The sequence below is a fragment of the Nocardia sp. NPDC004278 genome (genome assembly GCF_053602975.1).
The window spans coordinates 55,919-81,182 of sequence record NZ_JBSGEQ010000035.1 but is presented as its reverse complement, the minus strand read 5'-3'; the positions used below and the strand labels follow the sequence as shown (position 1 = coordinate 81,182).

The window sequence follows — 25,264 nt, the reverse complement described above, 5'->3', positions numbered from 1 at the left end:
CGATGAGGGGCGGTGGTCGGGCGACGGGTGGGCCAGCGTCGCGTAGCGACTCGATGAGGGGCGGTGGTCGGGCGACGGGTGGGCCAGCGTCGCGTAGTTACTCGATGAGGGGCGGTGGTCGGGCGACGGGTGGGCCAGCGTCGCGTGGCGACTCGATGAGAGGTGGTGGTCGGGCGACAGGTCGGCCAGCGTTGTCCCATCGAAGGTCAGCGCGGGCGCGTTCGGGGTACGCGCCACCTGGGCGGCGAATAATGAAGCGAGCGTGAGGGTTTCGTCAATTGCGTGAGTGGTGTCGTTCCACCGGTCCAACAGCGACCGCTCGTCGGCATCCAGCAGCTCGATCGCACCGATCCGGGTCTGTGGCGTAGCGGCAGCGGCGGCGAGCACCCGCAGGAAGCGGGCGACGAAGGCGGCGATCGTCGACGCATCGAACAGGTCGGTGGCGTAGCGCAGACTGCTGGTGAGGCCGCCGTCCTCGGCACGTTCGTTCACCACCAGGTGCAGATCGAATTTCGCGCCGGTATCGGCCGGTTCGACCGGCTCCACCGTCAGCCACGGCACCTCGAACGCCCGGCTGCCCGCCAGCACACGCGGTGCCTCCCCGAAGCTGAACATGACCTGGAACAAGGGATGCGCGCCGATACCACGGTCCACCGCCATGGCATCGACCAGGCGCTCGAATGGCAGATCGGCATTGGCGAAGGCCGCAAGATCCGTATCACGCACGCCCGCAAGAAGTTCGGCGAAGGTCGCCGACGCGCTGACCCTGGTCCGCAAGACCAGGGTGTTGACGAACATGCCGATGAGCGCATCGAGTTCGCGGGCACCGCGCCCGCTGACCGGCGAGCCGATCACCACGTCGTCGGTGCCGCTCAATCGGGCAAGCGTGGCCGCGAAGGCCGCGTGCACCACCATGAACAGCGTCGCGCCGCCACGCCGTGCCAGTGCGCGCAGATCTGCCGCGACCTCGGGCGTCACCTCGAAATCCACGGCGGCACCGCGATTCGACGGCAGCGCCGGACGCGGCCGGTCGGTGGGCAGCGCGAGTCGGGCCGGCAGGCCGTCGAGGGTTTCGCGCCAGAATCCCAACTGCTGATGCGCCGGATCGCCGGGCCGGTCCTCGGCGCCGAGCAGTGCCCGATGCCAGAGACTGTAGTCCGCGTACTGCACCGGCAGTTCCTGCCAATCCGGTGTACGGCTAGGCCCACCCGCCACCCGGCCACCACCCCTCATCGAATCGCTTTGCGATGCGGTACCCAATCTGGCCAGATAGGCGCGCACCAGATCGCTGATCAACGGCGTCATCGACAGCGCGTCGGCGGCGATATGGTGCACGACGAAGACCAGCACGTATTCGTCACCGGGGATACCGCGCCGATCGTCGACGCGGTCGACGCTCAGCAGCGCCACCCGCACGGGCAGTTCGCTGGTCACGTCGAATCCGGCGCTGGTGATCGCGGTAATGGCGGCGGTCAGCTCGGCACGCTCGACGGGTGCCGGATGGAGTTTCAGCCCGATCTCGGCAGCTACCAGAATCGACTGGTACGGACCCGATTCGCTATCGGGATAGCAGGTGCGCAGCGATTCGTGCCTGGACAGCACATCCAGCACCGCGCGCTCCAACGCGTTGACATCGAGCCTGCCGGTGAGCCGGAGGACGACGGGAAGGTTGTACACACTGGCCGCGCGGTCCTGGGTTTCGATCCGATTGAGAAACCACAGTCGCTGCTGGGCCGGCGAGAGCGGAATGCGCTCCGGACGTTCCTGCCGCACCAGCGGCCGTGCGGGCGCGGCGGCCCGGCTGAGTTCATCGACGGCGGCCGCGAACCCCTCGACCGAGGACGCGTCGAAGAGGGCACGCACCGGGATGCGCGCACCGATGGCCTCCCCGGCCCGGGCGGTCACCTGGGTGGCGTCGAGTGAGCTGCCGCCGAGTGCGAAGAAATCGTCATCGAGGCCGACCCGTTCGACCCGCAGCACCTCGGCGAATACCGTCGCGACCAGGCGCTGGGCCGCATTGGTCGGTGCTCGGAAACTCTTGTGCCGCAATACCGGAAGCGGCAGGGCTCGGCGATCGAGCTTGCCACTGGTGTTGCGTGGGAACTCCGAAAGCTCGACCAGCGCGGTCGGCACCATATATCCGGGAAGACGTCGTGCCAGGCCCGCTTTGACCTGCTCCAGCTCCAATTCGCTGCCCGGTGTGCGGATCACATAGCCCGCCAGATAGTCCCCGGTATCGCCATCGATCAGCCGAACCGCGGCCTGCCCCACCGCTGGCGCCGCCAGCAGGGCCGCCTCGATCTCGGCGAGTTCGATGCGCTGGCCGCGGAACTTCACCTGGAAATCCATCCGGCCGAGGTAGACGAGCTCGCCATCGGCGCTCCAGCGCACCAGATCTCCGGTGCGGTACATGCGCGCACCGGATCTGCCGAAAGGGTTGGCCACGAACCGCTCCGCGGTCAGGTCGACCCGGCCGTGGTAGCCGCGGGCCAGCTGGTCACCGGCCAGATACAGTTCGCCGGGTACCCCGATCGGCACCGGATGCAGCCGCGAATCCAGCACGTACACCTGGGAATTCCACTCCGGCTCGCCGATCGGCACCAGTTCGTCGTCGGCGGTGATCTCGCGGTAGGTGATCGATACCGCCGCCTCGGTCGGGCCGTACAGATTGTGCAGCGCGGCATCGCTGACCGCATGGAAGGCCGCGACGGTCTCCGGCGGCAATGCCTCACCGATGACGAAAACATCGCGCAGCGAATCGAGTTCCGCCGCCTCGGCATGCGTCGCGAAGACGGCGAGCATCGATGGCACGAAGTCGGTCAGTGTGACGCCGTGGCGGGCAATGGTTTCCGCGATATAGCGCGGATCGCGGTGGCCGTCCGGCGCGGCGAGCAGCAGGGTCGCGCCCGCGCGCAGCGGCAGGAAATAGCCCCACAGCGATACGTCGAAGGTGGTCGCGGTCTTCTGCAGGTAGATATCGCCGCTGTGCGGCCGGTATTCGTCGTGCATCCAGGCCAGCTGGTTGGCGATGGCGCGGTGTTCGACCGATACACCCTTCGGCTTGCCCGTCGACCCGGAGGTGAAGATGACGTAGGCGGGGTGTTCGGGTCGCAGCAGCGCGCGACGCTCGCCGTCGCCGATCTTGGCGGCGGAGTACTCCGACAGGTCGAGCTCGTCGATATGGTGCAGGTGCACGCTCGGCGGCACGGTGGCGGGAAGGGTGAATCCGCCACCGCGCGTGGTGAGTACGGAATGCGGCCGGGCGGTGTCGAGAATGTGCCAGATGCGCTCGACCGGATGTTCGGGATCCACCGGGACGTAAGCGGCACCGGCGCGCAGCACCGCGTACATCGCGACGACCAATTCGATCGAGCGCGGTATGGCCAGCACCACCAGTGATTCCGGTCCGACGCCGGTACCGATGAGCAGGCGGGCCAGCCGATTGACCCGCTCGGACAGCTCGGTGTAGGTGAGCTCGGCCGTATCGGAGACCAGGGCAATGGCATTCGGCGTTCGACGCACCTGGTTGTCGAAGCCCTCGTGCAGAAATCGGTCGGCCACCTTGTGCCCGCTGGCATTCCAGCTCGCGGTGACGTAATCGAGTTCGCCCATATCCAGCAGCTCGATATCGCCGACCGCGATATCCGGATCGGCGACGGCCGCGCGCAGCAGCCGGAGGAACTTGGCCCCGAACTCGCGCACGGTCGCGGCATCGAACAGATCGGTGGCATAGGTGAATTCGGCACGGTAACCGGATTCGTCCGCGCCGGTGTCGGAAAGTGTCAGCTGGAGATCGAATTTCGCGAAGCCGGGATCGAAATCGACCAGCTCCGCGTCCAGCCCGGGCATGGTCAGCGCGATCGGCCCGATGTTCTGCATGAACAGCGCGACCTGAAACAGCGGATGCCGCCCCTGCGACCGCGCCGGATTGACCACCTCCACCAGCCGCTCGAACGGAATATCGCTGTGTGCGAAGGCATTCAGATCGCGCTCGCGCGCCTGGGCGACGAGATCGGCGAAACTCACCTCGCCCCGGACCTCGGTGCGCAGCACGAGGGTATTGACGAACATGCCGACGAGGTCGTCGAGCGCGCGCTCCCCGCGTCCGGCGACCGGCGTGCCGATGGCGATATCGGAGGTGCCGGACAGCCGCGACAGCAGCACGGCGAGCGCGGCGTGCACAACCATGAACGGCGTGGCGCGGCTGCGGGCGGCGATCCGGTCGATCGCATGACGCAGTTGTGCGTCGATGGCGAACTCGTGGGTGGCCCCGCGATAGGACGCCACCCCGGGGCGCGGTCGATCTGCGGGCAGATCGAGCTGTGCGGGCAGCTCGGCCAATTCGGTGGCCCAGAAGCCGAGCTGGCGCGCGGCCACCGAATCCGGATCGTCCTCGTCGCCCAGCACCTGTTGCTGCCACAGTGCGTAGTCGGCGTACTGCACCGCCAATGCGGCCCAACCCGGATTGCGGCCAGCGCGACGGGCGGAATAGGCGGTGACGAGATCGCGCATCAGCAGCCCCATCGACACACCGTCAGCGGCAATGTGATGCACGACCAGCACCAGCGTGTGATCCTCCGGTCCGCTGCGCAGCAGGCGCACCCGGACCGGAATCTCCTCCGTGACATCGAATCCCTGTACGGCGGTTGCCAATACGGCGCCGGCGAGTTCGGCCTCCGGCACATCGGTCGGCGATAGGTCGAATACGGCGTGCACCGAACGCACCACCTGGACCGGACCGTCCTCGGTCTGCGGGTAGACGGTGCGCAGGATCTCGTGCCTGGCCACGAGATCGGTAATGGCCGCGGACAGGGCGGAGACCTCGAGCACACCGCGCAGCCGCAGCGCGACCGGGATATTGTCCACCGCGGCGGTATCGAAGACGTAGGCCGATTCGGTGTATGTGCCGAACCGGTTGAGAAACCACATGCGGCGCTGCGCCGGGGACAGCGGAATGCGCTGCGGCCGGGCGACCGCCGTGAGTGTGGGCCGCGCGACTCCGGTTCGCGACAGTCCGGCCAGTGCCGCCACCGTCGGGCGGTCGAAGAAATCCCGGACATCAATGGTGATGCCGAGCGCGGTCCCGATCCTGGCGATGGCACGGGTGGCAATGAGGGAATTGCCGCCGAGTGCGAAGAAATCGTCATCCGCGCCGACCCGCTGCGCGCCGAGCAGTTCACCGAAGATCTGCGCGACCGCCACCTCATCAGCGGTCGCCGGGGCACGGTATTCGGCCGCACCGGAACCGAATACCGGTTCCGGCAGCGCGCGACGGTCCAATTTGCCGTTGGCATTGATCGGCATTTCGTCGAGCACCATGACCAGCGACGGCACCATGTAGTCCGGCAGGTCCCGTCGGGTCGATGCCAGCACGGTGGCCGGATCCGGCGCAATGCCACGGTGCGCCACCACATAAGCAACCAGATGATCCCCGCCCGCATGCCGATGCAGCAGCACCGCGGCCTGCGCGACCTGCTCATTGCGCAATAGCGCCGCCTCGACCTCACCGAGTTCGATCCGCAGCCCGCGCAGCTTCACCTGGAAGTCGATGCGGCCCAGATATTCCAGTTCGTCCGGACCGCCCTTGCCATCGGTGGCCCAGCGCACCAGATCGCCGGTGCGATACATCCGGTCACCCGGCGCGCCCTGGGGATTTGCCACGAAGCGATCGGCCGTCAGTCCGGGACGGGCCACATAACCGCGGGCCAACTGCACACCGGCGAGGTACAGCTCACCGACGACACCGCTGGCGACCGGCCGCAGATTATCGTCGAGCACCAGCAATTCGGTGTCGTCGGCGGGCGCGCCGATCGGCACCGTGGTGTGGTCGGCGGCGGTGACCTCATGGGCGGTGACATCGACGGCGGCCTCGGTGGGGCCGTACAGGTTGTGCAGTGTCGCGCCGCTGATATCGCGGAAGGCGGACGCGGTGGCGGCGGGCAGCGCCTCACCGGAGGCGAAGACCAGGCGCAGGCTCCGCGCCGCCGTTTCGATCTGCGGTTCGGCCACGAATACCGCGAGCATCGATGGCACGAAATGCGCGACGGTGATGCCGCGTCCGGCGATCGTGCGGGCCAGATAGGCCGGATCGCGATGACCATTCGGTGCCGCGATCACCAGCCGCGCACCGACCTGCAACGGCCAGAAGAACTCCCAGACCGAGACATCGAAGGTGAACGGCGTCTTCTGCAGTACCACATCGGCGCCGCGTAGGCGGTACAGCCGCTGCCGCCACCGCAGGTTGGCGAGGATCGAACGATGCGATACCGCAACACCTTTCGGGCGGCCCGTCGACCCGGAGGTGAAGATGACGTAGGCCGTATTGTCCGCCGACAGCGGCGCGCGGTCCAGCGCCTCGTCGGATATGGCGCCGCCGTCGAATTCATCGATCCGCAGTACCCGGATATCGGGCCCGAACTCCGGCTGGTCCTGGGTCGTGGTGAGCACCAGTACGGGTGCGGCGACCTCGAGGACGTAACCGATGCGTTCGGCCGGATGCTCGGGATCGATCGGCACATACGCACCGCCCGCCTTCAGGATCGCGTACATGCCGACCAGCAGGTCGAATGAGCGCCGAACGGCCAGCCCCACCAGGGCGTCCGGGCCGACGCCCAGGTCGATCAGGTGCCGCGCGAGGGCGTTGACCCGGCCGTCGAACTCCGCATATGTCAGCGTCGCGTAGCGACTCGATGAGGGGTGGTGGTCGGGCGACGGGTGGGCCAGCGTCGATCCAGCGAATTCCAGCGCCACCGCATCCGGCGTCCGGCGCACCTGCTCCTCGAATTCGGTGACCAGGGTCTCGACCGGCGCGAATGTCGTCGGCAGCACATGCGCCGCCGCCGTCAGCGCATCGTCGAGCAACTGCTCGAGTACCGTGCCCAGCGCACCGTCGGCCGATTCCAGCAGCGCGGGCAGCTGACCGGAGACCACGACCGATACCAGTGCGTCGGCGCCGAGCCCGCCGCCCATGGCCTCGTCGAGCACCATGATCTCGGTGGCCAGCACACCGTAGGTGATGGTGGTCCCGTCGTGCCGCAGGGCGACCCGGTCCGGGTCCAGTTCGGCGACCTTATCGATCAGGCCGGGCAGATCATCGATGCCGTACGCCCGGCGCAGCGCCGAATGATCGTGCGCGGCACTGCGATTGCCGAGTCCGCTGGATGCGACCGATTCTGCGTGGGACATCAGCTAATTCCTTCCGAATCGACTTCCAACCCCGAGTTGGAGATCACGGCCTGTGCCTCGGTGCGCAGGGTCCGCAGCACCGCGGCCAGACCACTGCCGCCGAGGGCGGCCAGGAGACCGGGCACCAGCCCGGCCAGGGCGACATTGATGAGCGCTTCCGGTTTCGCGGTCGCACCCATGGCCTTGGCGACCGTCGCGAGCTTGGCGGCCAGCTCGCCATAGGTCACCGTGTGCGCGTCGTGGGTGAAGGCGACGGCACCGGATGCGATATCGGCCGCGGCGGCAATGACCGCGGGCAGGTCCGCCAGCTTCGGCGCAGTGTTCTGATCATCGACGAGCCGCGACTGCTCGGCTCCGCCGCGCTCGGTGGCGCTGCGAATATCGATGGCACGAATCGCGATCGACGGGTCTGCTGCCACGACCGCGAGCACACGCTGAAGTCGCTCGGCGAACAACCGGACCGTGGCGGCATCGAGAATGTCGGTCGCGTACCCGAACCGCATATCCAGCCCGGCCAGCTCCCCCGCCGCGTCGAACATCTCGATGCCGATCAACTGAAGGTCGTATTTCGCCTCGGCCAGTGCGAGATCGAGCACCTCGACCTCGAGCCCGGGCAGCGCGACGCGGCCCGACGGCATGTTCTGGAAGGTGAACATCACCTGGAACAGCGGCGCATAGGCGCTGGATCTGGTTCGGCCCATGGCGTCGACCACCTGCTCGAACGGCACATCGGCATGCGAGAGGGCGGCGATATCGCGATCCCTGGCCTGGCGCAGCAGATCGGCGAAACCGGTGCGCCCATCGACTTCGGTGCGCAGCACGACAGTATTGACGAACATGCCGATCAGATCGTCGAGTTCGCGTTCGCCGCGACCCGCGACCGGTGCGCCGATGGCGATATCCGTGGTCCCGGAAAGCTTGCCGAGCAGGACCGCGAAGGCGCCGTGGATCAGGGTGAACAGCGTGGTCCCGTGCTCGCGGGCAATGGTGTCCAAACGCCCGGAGAGTTCAGCGTCGATCTCGAAATCGACTGCCGCGCCGCGCATATTCCGGCGCGGTGGCCGCGGTCGATCCGTCGGCAGCGGCAGCACCTCGGGCAGTCCGGCCAATTCCGTTGTCCAGTAGCCGAGTTGCCGCGAGAGCAGGCTGTTCGGATCGTGGTCGGAGCCGAGTGCCAACCGTTGCCACTGGCTGTAGTCGGCGTACTGGATCGGCAAGGGAGCCCAGTCGGGTGCGTGGCCCGCGGTCCTGGCCAGATAGGCGCGCATCAGATCCCGCGTCATCGGAGCCACCGAATAGCCGTCGGCGCTGATGTGGTGCAGCACCACGACGAGCAGGTGCTCGTCGGTATCGGTGCACAACAGCGCCGCGCGCACCGGCACCGTCGCGGTGATATCGAAACCGGTGGCGACGAATTCCTCGATCCGCGCGTCGATATCGTGCCGAGATACCGGAATCGGCGTCAGTTCGAATGACAGATCGGCGACGGTCAGCACCTCCTGCACCGGACCGGGTTCGGTATCCGGATACCGGGTGCGCAAGCTCTCGTGGCGTTCGATCACGTCGCGGATGGCCGAGTCGAGGGCAGCGATATCCAGTGCGCCGGTGAGACGCAGTGCCGCCGGAATGTGATAGGCCGAGGAGTCCGGTGCCAGCCGGTTGACCACCCACATGCGCTGCTGTGCCAGCGAAAGCGGAACGGGCGCAGTGCCGGACCGGCGGGTGAGCGCGGGCCTGGCATCGGCGTCGCCGAAGTCGGCCAGGTGTGCCGCGAGCAGCTCGACGGTCGGCGCTTCGAATACCGCGGCGACCGGAACCCGCACTCCCAGCGCGGCACCCAGCTGAGCGGCCAACCTCGTCGCCAGCAGCGAATTGCCGCCGAGCGCGAAGAAGTCGGTGCCGACCCCGATCTCGCTGTGCCGCGCCGCGGTACCGATCACCGATACGAAGGTGGCGGCGACCAACCGTTCCAATTCACTCGACGGTGCGCGGAATTCCGCCGCGGCGAACACTGGTTCGGGCAGCGCGGCTCGATCGACCTTGCCATTGGCATTGAGCGGCAGGGACTCCAGCACGACAACTGCGGCGGGCACCATATAGGTCGGCAACTCCGCGGCCACGGCGGTGCGGATCGTAGCGGCCAGTTCGGTCGAATCGGCCTCCGGCACTGCGACATAGGCGATGAGCCGCGCTCCCGCATTGTCGTCCTCGCGCGCCACCGCCACCGCGGCTCGCACATCGGGCAGCCGCAGCAGCGCGGTCTCCACCTCGCCGAGCTCGATCCGGAATCCGCCGATCTTGACCTGGAAATCCGCACGCTCCAGGTACTCCAGCGTGCCCTCCGGACGCCAGCGGACGATATCGCCGGTCCGATACATCGTGGCGCCGATGGCGGCCGCGAACGGATCCGCGACGAACCGGTCGGCGGTCAGACCCGGTCTGCGCTGGTAGCCGCGCGCCAATTGGGCACCGGCCAAATACAACTCACCCGGCACACCCACCGGAACCGGCCGCAAGCGACCGTCGAGCACATAGACCCGGCTGTTCCACGCGGGCGTCCCGATCGGCACGATATGAGTCGGATCGTCAGCGACCTCGAAACCGGTGATCGATACCGCGGCCTCGGTCGGGCCGTACAGATTGAACAGGCGCGCGCCGGTCCGTTCGGCCCTGCGCCGGAATTCGATCGCGGTAGCCGGCGCCAGCGCCTCACCAATGACGAGCACCTGCCGCAGTGATTCCGGCAGCGGCGCGGCCGACACCGCGAGCAGCATGCCGACCAGGGACGGTACCGCGTGCAGCACCGTTACCGCATGCCGTTCGATCAGGGCACGGAGCCGGTCCGGATCACGTTCGGTGCCCGGCGCGGTCACCACCAGCCGACCGCCCGTCGTCAGGATCGACCAGAATTCCCATACCGACAGATCGAAGGTCGCCGGTGTCTTGAGCAGCGCGCTCACATTCGGTCCGGATGCGAATCGGTCACGCAGCCAGGCCAATTGGTTGACGATCGCGGCGTGCGCAATGGTGACGCCCTTGGGCAGGCCCGTGGACCCGGACGTGAAGATCACGTAGGCGGGATGCTCCGGCCGCAGTGATCGAACCCGTTCGTCATCGGTGATCGGCATCGCGTCGTATTCCGACAGGTCGAGCCGATCCACTTCCAGTGCGGCAAGTCCGGTTTCGATGGGCATTCCGTCGCGCGAGGTCGTCAGCACACAGCTGGGTCCGGCGGTCTCGATAATGTGCGCGATGCGGTCGACCGGATGATCCGGGTCGATGGGCACATACGCACCACCGGCCCGCACCACCGCGTACATGGCGACAACCAGTTCGACCGAACGCCGCATCGCGAGCACGACGGTCGCCTCCGGGCCGACCCCGTCGGCTATCAGCCTGCGTGCCAGCCGGTTGACCGCGGCATCGAATTCCGCATAGGTGAGCACGGACTCGGAGGTCGCATCGATCAGTGCGACGTGGTCGGGCGTCAGTGCCACCTGGGCGTCGATGAGATCCGCCAGCGTCGCCGATGCCACCGGATGCGCCGTCCGGTTCCACTCCTCGAGCAACTGGGTACGGGCGCCCTCCCCGAGCAGGTCCAATTCGCCGACTGCCGTATCAGGCTGAGTAACAACACCTTCGAGAATCCGGAGCAGCTGCGCACTGAACCGCCGCGCACTCGCGGGCTCGAACAGATCGGTGGCATACCCGAGCGCCAGGTCGATCCCCTCGGGTGCGCCGTCCGCACCGTAGTGGTCGACCGCGAACAGATGCAGATCGAATTGCGCTACTCCGCTGTCGAATTCGAGCTCATGCACCTCGAGTCCGGGCAGCCGCAGCTCACCGCGCTCATGGTTCTGGAACGAATACCCGACCTGGAACAGCGGATGACGCGCCGTCGACCGTTCCGGATTCAGCACCTCCACCAGGCGCTCGAACGGCACATCGGCATGTGAGAAGGCCGCGATATCCGCGGCCCTGGCCCGCCCGATCAGCTCATTGAAGCCTTCCGCACCCTCGACCCGGGTCCGCAGGACCAGCGTATTGACGAACATGCCGATGACATCATCGAGTTCGGCATCGCCCCGTCCCGCGATCGGCGTGCCGACCGCGATATCCGAACTTCCGGACAATCGCGCGAGCAGCACCGCCAAGGCGGCATGGACAACCATGAACAGCGTTGCGCCGCTGCGTCGTCCGAGCGCGACGAGCGCGGCATGCGATTGTGCGTCGATGGCGAACTCGACCTTCGCGCCGCGCAGGCTCTGACGTGCAGGCCGCGGGTGATCGGTCGGCAGCGCCAGCTGATCCGGCAGCCCGGTCAATGCCCCCGTCCAGTAGGCGAGCTGTTGCGCCGATACCGATTCGGGGTCGTCCTCACTGCCGAGCAGATCCCGCTGCCACAGCGCATAGTCCGCATACTGCATGGCGGGTGGCGTCCAGCCGGGTGCGCTGTCGTTCCGGCGCGCGGTGTACGCCTGCATCAGATCCCGGACGAACGGTGCGAGCGAAGACCCGTCCGCGGCAATGTGATGCAGCACCGCGGCCAGAACGAACTCCGCACGTCCCGCGATCCGGAACAACCGCATCCGCACCGGGATATCGGCCGTCACGTCGAAGGTGGTGGCGGCCAGCTCCCGAATCCGTTCCGGGAGTTCGGCCTCGGTGCTGTCGATCGGGTAGAGCGCCGGAACCGCCTGCGCGACCGGCACGATCAGCTGCGTCGCCGCACCGTCGACCTCCGGATACCGGGTCCGCAGCGATTCGTGTCGGCCGACCAGATCGGCGACCGCCGCTTGCAGTGCCGCGATATCCAGTGCACCGGTGAGCCGCAGCGCCACCGGAATGTTGTAGGCGATCGAGTCCCGGTCGAACCGATTGAGGAACCACATCCGCTGCTGCGCGGGTGATAGCGGAAGCCGCGCCGGACGCGCACCGGCGATCAGCGCGGGCCGGATCGCACCCGAATCGTTCGCGACGACTGCCGCGGCGAGATCGGCCACCCGCGGCGACTCGAACAGCGCGCGGACGCCGACGGTACGGCCGAGCGCGGCACCGATGCGGGCGGCGGCCTTGGCGGCCAGCAGGGAACTGCCGCCGAGTGTGAAGAAGTCGTCATCCGCGCCGACCAGACCGTCGGCGCCCATGCCGAGGACATCGGCGAAGACTCCGGCGACGACTTCCTCTGCGACCGTGCCCGGCTTGCGGTAGGCCGTGGCCTCGAATACCGGCGCGGGCAGCGCGGCGCGATCCAATTTCCCATTGACGGTCAGGGGAATTCGACTCACCACCATGATCGCGGCGGGCACCATATGCTCGGGCAGCCGGTGCGCGAGCCGTTGGCGCAGCCCCACGGTATCTGCCCCTTCGGCGCCGACCACATACGCGACAATGCGCGGCTCATCCACCAGATCGGTGCGCACGATAACCGCCACCTCGTGCACCGATACGTCCGCATCCAGCAGCGCCGCTTCGATCTCCCCCAGCTCGATCCGGAACCCGCGCAGATTCACCTGCTGATCGGCCCGGCCCAGATACTCCAGCTCACCGTCGACGGTCCACCGTGCGAGATCACCGGACCGATAGGCCAGCGCACCATTGTCGGCATACGGATCGGCCACGAACCGGCTCGCGGTGAGCGCGGGCCGCCCGAGATAGCCGCGCGCCAACTGGCCACCGGAGACATAGATTTCGCCGGGCACGCCGACCGGCACCGGCCGCAGCCGGGCATCGAGCACCCGCACGACCAATCCCGGTACGGCACCGCCGATGACGCTCGCCGAGCCGGTGCCCGCATCGATGCGCCGGTAGGAGACGTGCACGGTGGTCTCGGTGATGCCGTACATATTCACCAGCTGCGGCGTGCCCGGATGCCGGGCCGACCAGCCGCCGAGCCGCTGCGGTTCCAGCGCCTCACCACCGAAGATCACATAGCGCAAGGCGAGTTCGGCAGGCGGTGCGGCGGCCTCGGCGGCGATCAATTGATAGAACGCCGACGGCGTCTGGTTCAGCACCGTCACCCGTTCCGCGGCGAGCAGTTCCAGGAACTGTTGCGGTGAGCGCGAGGTGAAGTAGTCGACCACCACCAGCCTGCCGCCGTGCAGCAGCGCGCCCCACAGCTCCCAGACCGAGAAGTCGAAGGCGTAGGAGTGGAACATCGTCCAGACATCCGATGGTCCGAAATCGAAATGGCCCCGGGTGTTGTCCAGCAACCGCAGCACATTGCGATGTGGGATGACCACACCCTTCGGCTGCCCGGTGGATCCGGAGGTGTAGATGACGTAGGCCGTATGCGCGGGGTCGAGCGGTGCCCGACGCTCGGCCCGGGTGATCGGCGCCGAATCCATCGAATTCAGGTTGGCGGCCATATCCAGCACCGGTCCGCCGAACCAGCCGGGTGTCAATTCCGCGGTGGCACTGGTAATCGCGCAGATCGGACGCGCGTCATCGAGGACGTATTCGATCCGATCCGCCGGATAGTTCGGGTCGATGGGCAAATATCCGCCCCCGGCTTTGACCACCGCGAGCAGCGCGACGATCAGTTCCACCGAACGCGGCAGCGCCACCGCCACCAGGGCCTCCGGTCCGACTCCGGCCGCGATCAGCCGCCGGGCCAGCCGGTTCGACCAGGTATCGAGTTCGGCGTAGGTCAGCGATCGGCCACCGGCGCGGACCGCGACCGCCGCCGGATCCAGCGCCGCGGCCAGCGCGAACCGGTCGACCAGTGTGCTGGTCTCGGTGACGTAGGTCGCCACCGGAGTGGCCCATTCGTACAGCGCCCGATGCTGTTCCTCGGCGCTGAGCAGTTGGATATCCCCCACCACCACTGTCGCATCGGCCGCGATGGCGGCCAGCACCTGGGTGAACCGGCGACCGAGCACCGCGATAGTGCTCGCATCGAAAAGGTCTGTCGCGTAGCCGATCTCGATATCCATGCCATCGGCGCGACCATCGGCATCATCGGATTCGACCACCGTGAACTGCAGATCGAATTTGGCCGCGGCCGCATCGAATGCGACCGGCCGCACCACCAGATCGGCGAGTTCGAGCCGGGGCAGCGCGAAGTTCTGGAAGGCCAGCGCCACCTGGAACAGCGGATGCCGGTTCTGTGCCCGGACGGGCGCGATGACCTCGACCAGCCGCTCGAACGGCACGTCCGCATTGGACAGCGCCTCGATATCCTGTGCGCGCACGGTGTCGAGCACCGTTTCGAAGCGCGCCCTGGTGTCGATGTGCGTGCGCAGCACCAGGGTATTGACGAACATGCCGACGAGCCCGTCGAGCGCGGCGGCACCGCGACCGGCGACCGGAGTGCCGATCGCGATGTCCTCGCCGACCGACAGCCGCGACAGCAGCACCGCCAGCGCCGCGTGCACCGTGCTGAACAGCGTGGTCTCCCGCTTACGCGCCAACTCGCGCAGTTCACTGTGCAGATCCGAGTCGATGCGCAGCCGGTGGGTGTCACCGCGATACGACGAGACGGCCGGTCGCGGACGATCGGTGGGCAGTTCCAGTTGCTCCGGCAGACCCGTCAGCGCGCCCCGCCAGTACGCGAGCTGGCGGTGCGCCTGCGACCGCGGATCATCGTCGGCGCCGAGTGTTTCGGCCTGCCACAGCGTGTAGTCGGCGTATTGCACCGGCAGTGTGGTCCATGCCGGCCCGACGCCCGCGCGCCGAGCCGCATAGGCGGTCATCAGATCGCCCGCGAGCGGGCCGAGCGAGAAGCCGTCGGCCGAAATATGGTGCAGCACAATCGCCAACACGTGCTCGACCGCGGCACCATCGATGATCGCGAACAGCCGGGCCCGCATCGGCAGCTCCGCCGTCAGATCGAAGGTGGCCGCCGCGAATGCGCCGAGGCACGGTGCGAGTTCCGCTTCGGTGACCGGCTCGGACCGCAGCGTCGGAACAGCCTGTGCCGCAGGGATGATCACCTGCTCCGGACCCTGGGAACCGTCCGGATAGACGGTGCGCAGGCTCTCGTGCCGGGCGACCACATCCGCCAGCGCAGCGGCCAGAGCCGCGACATCCAGCGCACCGGTGAGCCGCAGCGCGACCGGAATGTTGTCCACGGCATCGCCGGGACCGGTCTCATCTCCCGCGAGAAAACGATTGAGGAACCAGATGCGCTGCTGCGCGGGCGACAGCGGAATCCGCTCCGGGCGTACGCGAGCGGTCAACTCGATATCGCCGAGCCCCGGGAATCCGCCGCGCGACACCTCGTCCGCGAGCGCCACGACCGTGCACGCCTCGAACAAGATCCGTACCGGCAGCCGCACATCGAGCGCCGCACCCAACCTGGCCACGACCTGAGTGGCACTCAGCGAATTGCCGCCGAGGGCGAAGAAGTCATCGTCCAGGCCGACCCGCTCGACACCGAGGACCTCGGCGAAGGTCCGGGCGATGAGCACCTGCATCGCGGTGCCGGGCGCACGGAAGACGGCGGCTTGGAATACCGGATCGGGCAATGCCCTGCGATCCAGCTTGCCGGAGCCATTGAGCGGGAACTCATCGAGCACCGCATAGGCCGCTGGCACCATGTACGCCGGTAGTTCCCCGCTCAGCGCTGCTCGCACGGCATCGGTATCGACCGTCGCACCGGCTTGCGCGACGAGGTAGGCCACCAGCTGTTCCTCGCGCAGCACGACAACGGCCTGTCCGATCGAATCGACTGCGGCAAGTGCGGTTTCGATATCACCGAGCTCGATCCGCAGACCGCGCAACTTGACTTGGAAGTCGGTGCGCCCCAGATAGTCGAGCACCCCATCGGCCCGCCAGCACACCAGATCACCCGTGCGGTACATGCGCGCACCGTCGCCGAACGGATTCGCCACGAACCTATCGCTGGTCAGCTCCGGCTGCCCGACATATCCGCGCGCCAATTGCGCTCCGGCCAGGTACAACTCACCGGGTACCCCCACCGGCACCGGACGCAGCCACCCGTCGAGCACATAGACCTGGGTATTGAATACCGGCGCACCGATCGGCACGGTGTCGATATCGGCAGCGGTGACCGCGTGGCCGGTGACATCCACCGCCGCCTCGGTCGGGCCGTACAGATTGTGCACCGCCGCACCGGTCAACGCACGCAGCCGGTGGGCGGGCCTCGGCGGCAACGCCTCGCCCGAGGCGAATACCAGCCGCAACGAATCACATTGAGCCGCTAGCGGTTCCGCGACGAACACCACCAGCATCGACGGCACAAAGTGCACGACACTGACCCGCTCGCGGCGGATCACCCGGGCCAGATACGCCGGGTCGCGGTGTCCGTCCGGCTGCGCGACAACCAGGCGCGCACCGATCTGCAAGGGCCAGAAGAACTCCCACACCGACACATCGAAGGTCGCCGGGGTCTTCTGCAGCACCACATCATCGGCGCTCAACGCATAGGCGTCCTGCATCCACACCAGCCGATTCACGATCGCGGCATGCGAAACCGCCACACCCTTCGGCCGTCCGGTGGAACCGGAGGTGAAGATCACGTACGCGGCATTGCCCGGCAGCAACGCACCGAGCCGATCCGCATCGGTGAGCGGCGCGTCCGAATAGTCGTCGGTGTCGAACAGATCCACATCGAGCACTGCCCACGCCCGCGAGCGCCCCTCGACCTCGGTCGGCAGTTCCAATCCGTCATCCGAACGGGTCAGCACACAGACCGGCCGTGCAGTCCGCAGCACCTGCGCGATGCGCTCCGCCGGATGATCCGGATCGACCGGAACATACGCGCCACCCGCGGTGAGCACCGCGTACATCGCCACAACCAGATCGACGGAGCGCCGCATGCCGATCGCCACGGTGCTATCCGGACGAACCCCAATGGACACCAGCAACCGCGCCAGCCGGTTGACCCGGCCCGCGAACTGCCCATATGTCAGCGTCGCGGAGCGACTCGGTGAGGGGTGGTGGTCGGGCGACGGGTGGGCCAGCGTCGCGGAGCGACTCGGTGAGGGGTGGTGGTCGGGCGACGGGTGGGCCAGCGTCGCGGAGCGACTCGGTGAGGGGCGGTGGTCGGGCGACGGGTGGGCCAGCGATTCACCCTCGAACGAGATAGCGACCGCCTCCGGCGTCCGTGCCGCCTGCGCCTCGAACAGCGACACCAATGTCGCGTCGGCGGCGCCCGGATGTGCCGTCGCATTCCAGGAGTTCAGGATCAGCGTCCGCTCGTTCTCGTCGAGCAGATCGATATCGCCGATCCGCATCCCCGGATCCGCCATCGCGTCGAGTACCCGCTGCAGCCGGATCGCGAACGAGGCGACCGTCTCGGCGTCGAACAGGTCGGTCGCGTACTCGAGGGTCGCACCCAGCCCGGCGGGAGCACCGGCGGCATCGACAGCTTCGGCGAGTGTCAGCTGTAGGTCGAATTTCGCTGTCTGCGTATCGATATCGAGCGCCGATACCGCGAGTCCGGCCAATGCCAAGCTGGTCTGCGCGGTGTTCTGGAAGTCCAGCATGACCTGGAACAGCGGATGCCGCGCCGCCGACCGCTCCGGCTGCAGTACCTCGACCAGCCGCTCGAACGGCACATCGGCGTGTGCGAAGGCGCGCAGATCGCCGTCGCGCACGGCCACGATCAGGTCGGCGAAGCGCAATTCCGGACGCACATCGGTGCGCAGGACCAGGGTGTTGACGAACATGCCGACCAGGTCGTCCAGCGCCTGATCACCACGTCCCGCGATGGGCGTGCCGATCGCAATATCCTGCTGCCCGGCGAGTTTCGCCAATACCGTGGCGAACGCCGCGTGCAGGACCATGAACAGCGAGGCGTTCGCATCCTCGGCCAGGCCGCGCAGTCGCTGATGCGTCGCGGCATCGATGGTGAATGCATGGCGGGCACCACGGCCGGTGGCAGCCGCGGGGCGTGGCCGGTCCATCGGCAGGTTCAGGACCTCGGGCACACCGGCCAGTTCGGCGGCCCAGAACCGGATCTGTTCGGCGATCAGCGATTCCGGATCATCCTCGGCACCCAGCGTCGCACGCTGCCACAGGGTGTAGTCGGCGTACTGCACCGGCAGCGGTGCCCACCCGGGCTCGGCACCGGCCAGGCGGGCGGCGTACGCGGTGATGAGATCCCTGGTCAGCGGCGCGATCGACCAGCCATCGCCGCTGATGTGATGGATGGAGACGACGAGTACGTGCTCGCCGCCTTCCGGAGCGTCCTCGTCGATGCCACTGGCACCCTCGGACCGCATGCGGAGCAATGTCAGCCGAACCGGCGGCTCCTGATCCACGGCGAAAGGCATTGCCGCCACGGCACGGATCCGATCGGCCAACTCCGCCGCCAGCACCGGCTCCGGTACGAGCGAACCCGTGACTTCCCCGACCGCCAACACCTGCTGGTGCGGAATACCTTCCACCGCTGGGTATCTGGTGCGCAGCACCTCATGCCGGATGCGCACATCGGCAATGGCGGCGTTCATGGCGGCCACATCGAGCGCGCCCCGCAAGCGCACCGCGGCCGTCAGATTGTTCGCGACCGAATCGGCATCGAACTGATTGAGGAACCACATCCGCTGCTGCGCATAGGACAGCGGCAGCACATCGGGACGGGGACCGGCCACCAGCGCCCGACGGTTGCGCGCCGTGCCCTCGGTGGGCAGATGCGCCGCGAAGGCGGCCACCGTCGAATATTCGAATAGCAGCCGCACCGGCACCTCGACACCGGCGATGGCGCCGATCCGCGCCGCAATCTGCGTGGCCACCAGCGAATTTCCGCCGAGTGCGAAGAAATCGTCGTCCAGGCCGACCCGCTCGAGCCCGAGCACCGCCGCGAACACCTCGGCCACCGCGAGTTCGGCCGAGGTGGTCGGTGCGCGATACGCCTTGACGGTCAGCACCGGATCCGGCAGCGCACGGCGATCGAGCTTGCCGGAGCTGGTCAGCGGCATTTCGGCCAGCGCGACGTAGGCGGTCGGCACCATATATGACGGCAGCGTGGCGCGCAGCCGCTGCTCCGACACCGCGCTCAGCTCCGTCTCCGGGATGGCGGAAACCACATAGGCGACCAGCAGTTCACCGGCGGCATGTGCGAACACCCGAACCGCCGCCGCCCGCACATCGGCCGCGGCCACCAGCGCCGCCTCGATCTCGCCGAGCTCGATCCGCTGCCCGCGCAGCTTCACCTGAAAGTCACTGCGCCCCAGATATTCCAGTTCCCCGGCACGATTGCGCCGCACCAGATCACCGGTCCGGTACATCCGCGCTCCGGCCGGGCCATAGGGATTGGCCACGAAACGCTCGGCAGTCAACTCGGCCCGGCCGTGGTACCCCCGCGCCACCTGGACTCCGGACAGGTACAGCTCGCCGATCACCAGATCCGGCACCGGTCGCAGCCGCGCATCGAGCACCAGCGCCTGACTCGCGCGCACCGGACGACCGATCGGCACCGGGCCCTTCGCCGCGGCGTCGACCGCCGCGTAGGTGGCATGCACCGTGAACTCCGTTGGGCCGTAAAGATTGTGCAGCTCGGCTCGGCTCACCGCGGCGAAGTCGGCCGCGACCTCACCGGTCATCGCCTCCCCTGCCACAAAAACCGTCCGCAGCGAGGCGATCTCGGCAATGCCGGTGGCATCGGCGAATACCGTCAGCATCGAGGGCACGAACGAGGTCATCGTCACCCCGTGCGCGGCAATGGTGGCGGCCAGATACGCACTGTCGCGGTGTCCGTCGTGTTCGGCAACCACCACGCGCGCACCACGCGCCAGCGGTGCGAACAGCTCCCACACCGATACATCGAAAGTCGCCGGAGTCTTGAACAGCACCACATCGCCGGTCCCAATGCGGTACTCATCGGCAATCCACTCGATCTGGTTCACCACCGACGCATGCGGTACCGCGACACCTTTCGGCCTACCGGTCGATCCGGAGGTGAAGATCACGTACGCGGTATCGGTCGCCCGCAGCGGGTGGAGCCGATCCGAATCCGTCACCGGCGCATCCGAATAGCGCGAGCAGTCGAGCGCATCGATGGCCAGCACCGGCGAATCGGCTCCGATCGACCAGCCATCGCCGGTGCGCGTCAGCACACAGACCGGCCGGGCCGAGGCGATAACGTCCGCGCGCCGGGCCGCCGGTTGGTCCGGATCCACCGGCACATACGCACCACCCGCGGTCAGCACGGCATAGGCGGCCACCACGAAATCCACCGACCGCCGCATACCGAGCACAACCAGCGCCTCGGGACCGACCCCGGCGGCGATCAGCCGCCGAGCGAGCCGATTGACCCGCCCGGACAACTGCGCATACGTCAGCGGACCGTCCGCATCGACCAGGGCCACGGCATCGGGCGTGCGCCGTGCCTGCGCCTGGAACCCGGCCAGCAGGGTAGCCGGACTTTTCAGCGTCGACTCGGCGGTACCGCATTCGATCGCCCGCTGCCGACCGGCCGCGTCGAGCAGCGGCAGATCCCCCACCCGCGACTCGGCATCGACCACGACCGCCCGCAACAACCGGACCAGCCACTGCGCGTAGTCCGCGATGGTGGATTCGTCGAATAGCTCTGTGGCATAGGTGAATTCGGCTTCGACACCCCCCGATGACAGCTCCGCCGATGCCGAACCTTCCCCGAGTCCGGCACCGGCGAAACCTTCGGTGACCGTGAGTTGGAGATCGAATTTGGTCACGCCGGTGTCCAGCGTACTGGTGTCGACCGACAAATCGGGGAGTTCGAATCGGATGTCCGCGGCATTGTCGAAAGCGAGCAATACCTGGAACAGCGGGTGCCGTGCCTGCGAGCGCGGTGGGTTGACGGCCTCGACCAGCTGCTCGAATGGCAATTCGGCGTGTCCGAAGGCAGCGAGATCGATTTCGCGCACGCGCGCAAGCAGCTCCGAGAAGGGCGCGGCAGGATCGATCGCGGTCCGCAGCACCAAGGTGTTGACGAACATGCCGACCAGGTCGTCCAGCGCCCGTTCACCGCGTCCGGCCACGGGCGTGCCGATCACAATGTCATCGCTAGCGGACAGCCGCGCCAACAGCACCGCGAATGCGGCATGCAGCACCATGAAGTTCGAAACACCCTGGACACGTCCGAGTTCGGCGATTCCGGCGTGCAGGTCACCGGGCAGCTCGAAGCGGAAGACCGCGCCCCGTCCGGACGAGACCGCGGGCCGTTGCCGATCGGCGGGCAACTCGATCAGATCGGGCGCACCGGCGAGCGTGGCGGTCCAGAACTCCAGCTGCTGCGCCAGGGGTGCCGCCGGATCCGTAGCAGAACCGAGCAATTCACGCTGCCAGAGGCTGTAGTCCGCGTACTGCACCGGCAGTGGCGTCCACTGCGGCGCAGCGCCCGTATGCCGGGATCCGTACGCGGACATCACATCTCGCGCCAATACCCGCAGCGACAGCCCATCGGCCGCGATGTGATGCAGGACCAGCGCCAGCGCGCAGCTTTCGTCATCGACCAGGAAGATCCGCGCCCGAATGGGAATTTCGCGCTCGAGGTCGAAGCCGAGCGCCGCGAACCGGGCCAACTCCGCATCCAGCGCACCGGCACCGATCGGCTCGGGCGCGCCGACGACCACGGCCTCGTCCACGGACAGCACCACCTGCTGCGCGGCCACCTCCGGCGCCGACACCGCGGGAAAGATCGTGCGCAGCACCTCATGCCTGCCGACCACATCGGCCAGGGCCGCCCGCAGCGCGGCCACCTCGACCGCACCGCGCAACCGCACCACGAAAGCCATGTTGTAACCGGCGCTGGCACGCTCGAACCGGTTCAGGAACCAGATCCGCTGCTGCGCCGGAGATAGCGGAACCAGCGACGGCCGGTGACGCGCCCGCAGCAGCGCGAGCACCGGCACGTCGCCGGCTCCACCCGTCTGCTCGATCAGTTCGGCGAGTGCGGACACCGTTGTGGCGGTGAACAATTCGCGAACTCCGAGCCGACAGCCCAGATCCGCGCCCAAACGGGCCGCGACCTGGGTGGCCACCAGGCTGTTACCGCCGAGAGCGAAGAAATCGTCGTCACGCCCGACCCGATCGTGACCCAACACCTCGCCGAAAACCCGCGCGACCGCGGCCTCCACCGGCGTCACCGCCGCGGCGTATTCGGTCGAGCTGCGCTCGGGCGCGGGCAGCGCGGCACGGTCCAATTTGCCGGAGGCATTGACCGGCAGCGCATCCAGCACCACGAATGCCGCGGGCACCATATAGCCGGGCAGCGCCTGGCTCGCCGCGGCCCGCAACTGCGCGAAAGATACTGCGCCCGGCTCGGATTCGACGACATAGGCGACCAACTGCTCGCCAACTCCGGCGTCATCGCGCACCACGACCACCGCCCGCACCACCGCATCGACGGCGCCGAGCACGGCCTCGATCTCACCGAGCTCGATCCGCAACCCGCGCAGCTTGACCTGGAAATCGGTACGCCCCAGATACTCCAGCTCGCCATGGGTGGTCCACCGGACCAGATCACCGGTGCGGTACATCCGCGTGGCGGCGCCGTCCGGCCCACCGAACGGATCGGCGACGAACCGGTCGGCGGTGAGCCCGGGTCGGCCGATATAGCCACGGGCGAGCTGTACCCCCGACAGATACAGCTCGCCCGAAGCCCCGACCGGTACCGGCCGCAGCCGCGAATCGAGCACATAGAGCCGGGTATTGAATACCGGCGCGCCGATCGGCACCGAGAGGGTATCGGTATCGGTCACCTCATGGAAGGTGACGTCGACCGCCGCCTCCGTCGGACCGTACAAATTATGCAGCCGCGCACCGGTCAGCACCCGCAGCCGCTGGGCCAGCGCGGCGGGCAGCGCCTCACCGGAGGCGAAGACCGTGCGCAACGAGGTGCGGTTGGTGAACTCCTGGTGAGCCAGAAACGCTTCCAGCATCGATGGTACGAAATGCGCGGTCGTCACGCCGTATCGGCTGATCACCGCGCGCAGATAGGCCGGATCGCGATGGCCGTCGGGCTCGGCGAGCACCAGCCGCGCCCCGACCTGCAGCGGCCAGAAGAACTCCCATACCGACACATCGAAGGTCGCCGGCGTCTTCTGGAGTACGACATCCTCGGACGAAAGCCGATACATCTGCTGCATCCACACCAGCCGATTCACAATCGCCTCGTGCGTGACTGCCACGCCCTTCGGCAGTCCGGTCGACCCCGAGGTGAAGATCACGTAGGCGGGCTGTCCCGGCCGCAAGGCGCTGCCGCGCTCCCGATCCCAGACCGGACCATCGGCATATTCTGCGAGATCTACCAGGTCGACGCGGATTTCCGGGATCCCGGAAAATTCCGGTGCCGCAGCCGTTTCGGTGGTCAGCACGCAGGCGGGCCCGGCGGTGGCCAGAATATGCGCGGTGCGCTCGGCCGGATGATCCGGATCGAGCGGCACATAGGCCGCTCCCGCCGCGAGAATCGCGTAGATCGCGACGATGAGCTCCGGCGAGCGGCGGATGTTAACCGCGATCAGCGTTTCGGGTCCGGCGCCGAGCCCGATCAGATGCCGTGCCAGCCGGTTGCTGCGGGCCTCGAGTTCCCGATAGGTCAGATCCGGCGCACCGGCGAATCGCACCGCGACCGCATACGGTGTCCGCCCGACCTGCGCCTCGAACATAGACACCAGCGTCGGCGCACCGGCGAGCACCGTATGCATATCGAAGGCGGTCGCATTCCAAATCCTGGTGCTCACCTCGAGTTCCAGTTCGGTCGCCACCGCCACCGCCACCATCGGCGTATCGATCTCGGCGGCCACCACCCGCTCCAGGTACTGCAGGAAGCGGGTGTGATGGCGGGCGATGTCATCGGCGGAATACAGATTCGGATTCGCCTCGAAATCCACGTGCACGCTGTCGCGCTCGCCGTAGTACACATTGAGGCTCAGGTCCTCCACCGGCCCGGTGGAGAGCACGTGATACCGGCCGACCGTATCGCCGAGGGTCAACTCGCTGCCGAACAGCATGATGTTGGCCACCGGACCGAATAGCGCCCGGCGCGTGGGCTGCCCGTCGTGCTCGGCATCGCGCCGGATGTCCTCGTGCCGATACCGCTGGTGCCGCAGTGCGCCCGCCACCTCGACCCGAGTCGCGCGCAACAGCTCACCCCAGGTGCCGTCGACCGCGAGCCGCAGCGGCACGATATTCGACAGCATCCCCGCCGACCGCCGCATCACCGCCGTGGTGCGCGCGGTCACCGGCAGGCTCAGCACCGCCTCGTCCCGGTCGGTGAGCCGCCCGAGATATCCGGCGAAGGCCGCGAGCAACACCACCGCCAACGTCGAATCCTGGCTCACGGCAACGATATTCATCCGGTTGACCAGCGCTTCTGGCAATACCCGACCGGCGATCAGGTTGGTCGCCGAACGCGGTGCGGTGCGCCCGTCCAGCGTGGTCGTGCCGTCCAGCCCGGCCACCCGCTCGGCCCAGTACTCCCGGTCGGCCTCGAAACGGGTGCTGTCGCGGTAGGTGAGTTCGCCGTCGACCAGCGCGGTCAGCGCACCCGGCCGCACCGCTGGCGGCTCGGTGCCCAGCACCCGGGCGGTGTACAGCTCGGCCACCCGCTGGATATTGGTCAGCGCGCCGAACCCGTCGAGCACGATGTGATGCGCCCGCATATACCAGAACGACCGATGGTCGCCGACCCGCAGCACGGCACCCGCGAACAGCCGGTCGGCCAGCATATCGACCGGCGCACCCGCATCGGCCCGCATCCATTCATGTGCCGCCGCAACCGGATCGGCATGGTCGCGCAGGTCGATCGCCTGGATATCAATGGAATTCGCGGGATCCACCCATTGGCACGGTGCACCGCCGGATTCGCCGACCCGCACCAGCGCCGATTCGTATTCGCGCGCCGCCTCGACCGTCACCTCTTGCAGGATCGCGGTATCCAGCGCCTGCGGCACATCCACGTACTCGGCCACATTGATCGGCACGTCGGGCTCGAGCAACTGTGCGTACCAGATCCCCAACTGCGCCGGAGCAAGCGGAAACGCTCGCAATGCGGTATGCGCCGGCCCTTCCGGTCGCGCCCCACCCAACTCCGTATCGTGCACCAGAGCCTCCTCGTTCGGCGAAACAACAGCTGGCCGAACGCTTTTGGGCACGACGAATAAGCCGCTGCGGCAACGCTGTTCAGCATTGG

2 protein-coding genes are annotated in these 25,264 nt (G+C 67.7%); both read right to left on the bottom strand.

The genetic code is table 11. The features are described from left to right. On the bottom strand, positions 1-7,185 hold a 7,185-nt coding region (locus tag ACWEO2_RS35980; protein WP_452409434.1), incomplete at its 3' end, for an amino acid adenylation domain-containing protein. After that, positions 7,185-25,175, bottom strand: coding sequence for a non-ribosomal peptide synthase/polyketide synthase (locus ACWEO2_RS35975; protein WP_452409433.1), 17,991 nt, complete (start codon positions 25,173-25,175; stop codon positions 7,185-7,187). The genes ACWEO2_RS35975 and ACWEO2_RS35980, both read right to left, overlap by 1 nt. Positions 25,176-25,264: the final 89 nt, after the last annotated feature.